We start from the raw sequence: 3,020 nt of genomic DNA, 5'->3' as shown, positions 1-3,020 counted from the left end.
GATCACCGCTCCTGATGGTGTCATCAAGGGGATCGCCGAGAAAAGGCAGCAGCACCTTGTTGTGCAGCACCGGGCTGGCTGGTGACCAGTCGATGTCGAAATGCTGGGCATAGGCGCTGTCGCGCCCGTGGCGCAGGACATCCATCCACCAGTGGTTGGCACAGCCGACTCCCATATGGTTGGGGACAATATCGAGGATAAGCCCCATGCCCTGGTCACGCAGCGCTGCAACCAGATTCTTCAGCCCTTCAATACCGCCACGATCAGGGTCGATCGTGTGGCAATCGACCGTGTCATAGCCGTGCATGGAGCCGGGGGTGGAGGACAGGAGCGGCGATGCATAGACATGGCTGATCCCGAGTTTTCTGAAATATGGAACCAGCGGGATGGCGTCATTCAGGGTGAATTCACGATGAAATTGCAGCCGCAGGGTTGCTGTCAGAGGGAGATAGGTCATGCGCGTCACTCCAGTCCGGCCACCAGACTGCCGGGTGGCAGTTCTTCTACGGCGCGTCGCGCTGCCGAGCTATAAAGGAGCGTGGCAGGTTCGGAAATCTTGCAGGTTTCATGGTCCGAAAGATTGATGGCGATCGACAGGATTGATCCATCGTCGAGTTTCCAGCGCGCTAGTATCGATTTGTCGCCGATCACGCTGGCATCGAGGCTGTGCACATTCGAGAGCCTTGGCACAAGAAAGCGTTTGCGCAGGGAGAGGAGACTATGGGTGCGGTCAAGCCAGATACGCCCATCCAGCGTGGCGCGCTCATCACGATCCGGGCGCGACTGATCGAAGGTCGAGAGCGCATTGGGGTCAGGGATGGTCTTGCGCTTTTCGGGATCCTGGAATGAGGCGAATTTGGCAAATTCCTTGCGTCTGCCCTCACGCACGGCGTCAGCCAGTTCATCATGAAAATCGCAGAAGAATAGGAAGGGTGTGGTGCAGCCCCATTCCTCCCCCATGAACAGCATCGGGACCATAGGGCTCAGCAGCAAAAGAGCATAGGCTGCATGGAGGGCCTCGGGCCCTGCGAGTGAAATCAGACGCTCACCCATGGCACGGTTGCCGGTCTGGTCATGGTTTTGCAGGAACAGGATGAATTTGGTTGCGGGCAGGTCACCGCTCGGCATGCCGCGTTTCTTGCCCGAATACGGGTTCATCTCTCCCTGATAGGCAAATCCCTCATGCAGCACGCGGGCAAGTATGCGCGTGGGGTTATCGGCGAACATTTCATAATAACCCTCCTTCTCCCCCGTGAGCATGACATGCAGTACGTTATGGCCGTCATCATTCCATTGGGCGGTATACCCATCACGAAGGAGGCCTGCGTCGTTGTTTTCGTTTTCTAGAATGAGATGTACGTAGCGACCGGGCTCGATTGTCCCGGTGACGCGCTTGCGCAGCTTGCCGAACCACGCATGATCGGTAATAGCTGACGCTGCATCGATGCGCACACCGTCAAACCGGAATTCCATCAGCCAGTAGAGCACATTGTCGATGAAGAAATCGGCCACTTCGGGCTTGGCAAAGGCAATGCCAATCCCCCAGGTGGAATTGTTGTCGTGATCGAAAAACGCTTCCGCGTAGTCGTGCAGGAAATTCCCGTCCGGGCCGAAATGGTTATAGACCACATCCAGCAACACCATCATGCCTTTGGCATGAGCCGTGTCGATAAGCCGCTTCAGCGAGTCAGGGTCACCATAGGCCTGCGTCGGGGCATAGGGCAGGACACCATCATACCCCCAGTTGCGCGTGCCGCCGAAGCTGTTGACGGGCATGATCTCGATGGCCGTGATACCCAGCGCCTTGAGCTCATCCAGACGATCGCGCACGCCATCGAAACCGCCGAGCAAGCCGGCATGGAGCTCGTAAATGACAGCTTCGACCCAGGGGCGGCCAGCCCAGTTCCGTGTTTTCCAGACATAGGAAGACGGGTCTGTCACCACGCTCGGACCATGCACGCCATCCGGCTGGCTACGGCTGGCCGGATCGGGAACGGCAAGATCGTCACGTACGCGATAGCGATAGCGGGCACCTGACGGACATGACGTTGTCAGGGTGAACGTACCGTCAGATTCGGCCTGCATGGGCAGGGGCGCCTGGTTTTCCAGTTCGAGGCTGACGGCCTCGCATGACGGCGCCCAGAGCGCGAAACGTGTTGTTCCGTCACTCTGGGGGGTGGCACCAAAACGGGTCTGGTAGAGATACGCTTCTGGCATTGGTGCCTCCGGTTGGGGAAGGGTCAGCCGTGCTTGGGGACGAGATACAGAACGGCGAGAGGAGGAAGCGTCAGGACGAGTGAATGTTCCATGCCATGAGCAAATTCTTGCGACGCCATGACGGGATTGTCATGAACCACGCCAGAGCCACCCAGCTCGCTGCGGTCGGTATTGACGCGTTCGACCCATGCCCCACCACATGGCACGCCGATGCGATACTCGTGGTGGACCACTGGCGTCATGTTGCACACGACGAGAACAGGGTTAGCCCCCGGGGCCTGACGCAACCAGGCGAAAACCGTATTTTCGGTATCGTCTGCGATGATCCATCTGAAACCGTCATGGTGGTAATCATGAGCGCTGAGCGCGCGTTCCTCGCGATAGACCGCGTTCAATAGGCCGACCGTATCGTGCATACCCTTGCCAAGATGATCGTGCAGACGGTTCCAGGCGAGTTCACGGTCATTATGCCACTCTTCCCACTGGGCGAGCTCACCGCCCATGAAGAGCAGCTTCTTGCCCGGATAGGCCCACATCAGGGCGTAATAGGCGCGCAGATTGGCATGTCGCCGCCAGTCATCACCCGGCATGCGCGACAGAAGGGACCCTTTGCCGTGCACGACCTCGTCGTGAGAGAGAGGCAAAATGAAATGCTCGGTATAGGCATAGACCATGCCAAAGGTGAGGTCTGACCCATGATAGCGCCGCCATAGCGGATCCTGCTGCATGTAGCGCAGCGTATCGTGCATCCACCCCATATTCCACTTGAAGCGAAAGCCCAGCCCACCGACCTCAGGAGGCGC

3 protein-coding genes are annotated in these 3,020 nt (G+C 58.4%); all 3 read right to left on the bottom strand.

Going from position 1 to position 3,020, the window contains the following annotated elements:
* On the bottom strand, window positions 1–457 hold a 457-nt coding region (locus P792_RS36255; protein ID WP_031241703.1), incomplete at its 3' end, for an alpha-amylase family glycosyl hydrolase.
* A 5-nt stretch (window positions 458–462) separates the two neighbouring features.
* On the bottom strand, window positions 463–2,217 hold the full coding sequence (gene treZ, locus P792_RS35095; RefSeq protein ID WP_023979966.1) for a malto-oligosyltrehalose trehalohydrolase: 1,755 nt from the start codon (window positions 2,215–2,217) through the stop codon (window positions 463–465).
* A gap of 23 nt (window positions 2,218–2,240) precedes the next feature.
* Window positions 2,241–3,020, bottom strand: a 780-nt coding sequence (locus tag P792_RS39445) for an alpha amylase C-terminal domain-containing protein (RefSeq protein ID WP_035441008.1), incomplete at its 5' end; no start/stop codon positions are given.

The organism is Asaia sp. SF2.1 (genome assembly GCF_000505765.1).
Classification (GTDB): Bacteria; Pseudomonadota; Alphaproteobacteria; order Acetobacterales; family Acetobacteraceae; genus Asaia; species Asaia bogorensis.
This window is presented reverse-complemented; position numbering and strand designations above follow the sequence as displayed.

Bases quoted from the DNA above. Each gene is read 5' to 3' on its own strand.
- treZ (WP_023979966.1), bottom strand. From the start codon at position 2,217: ATGCCAGAAGCGTATCTCTACCAGACCCGTTTTGGTGCCACCCCCCAG.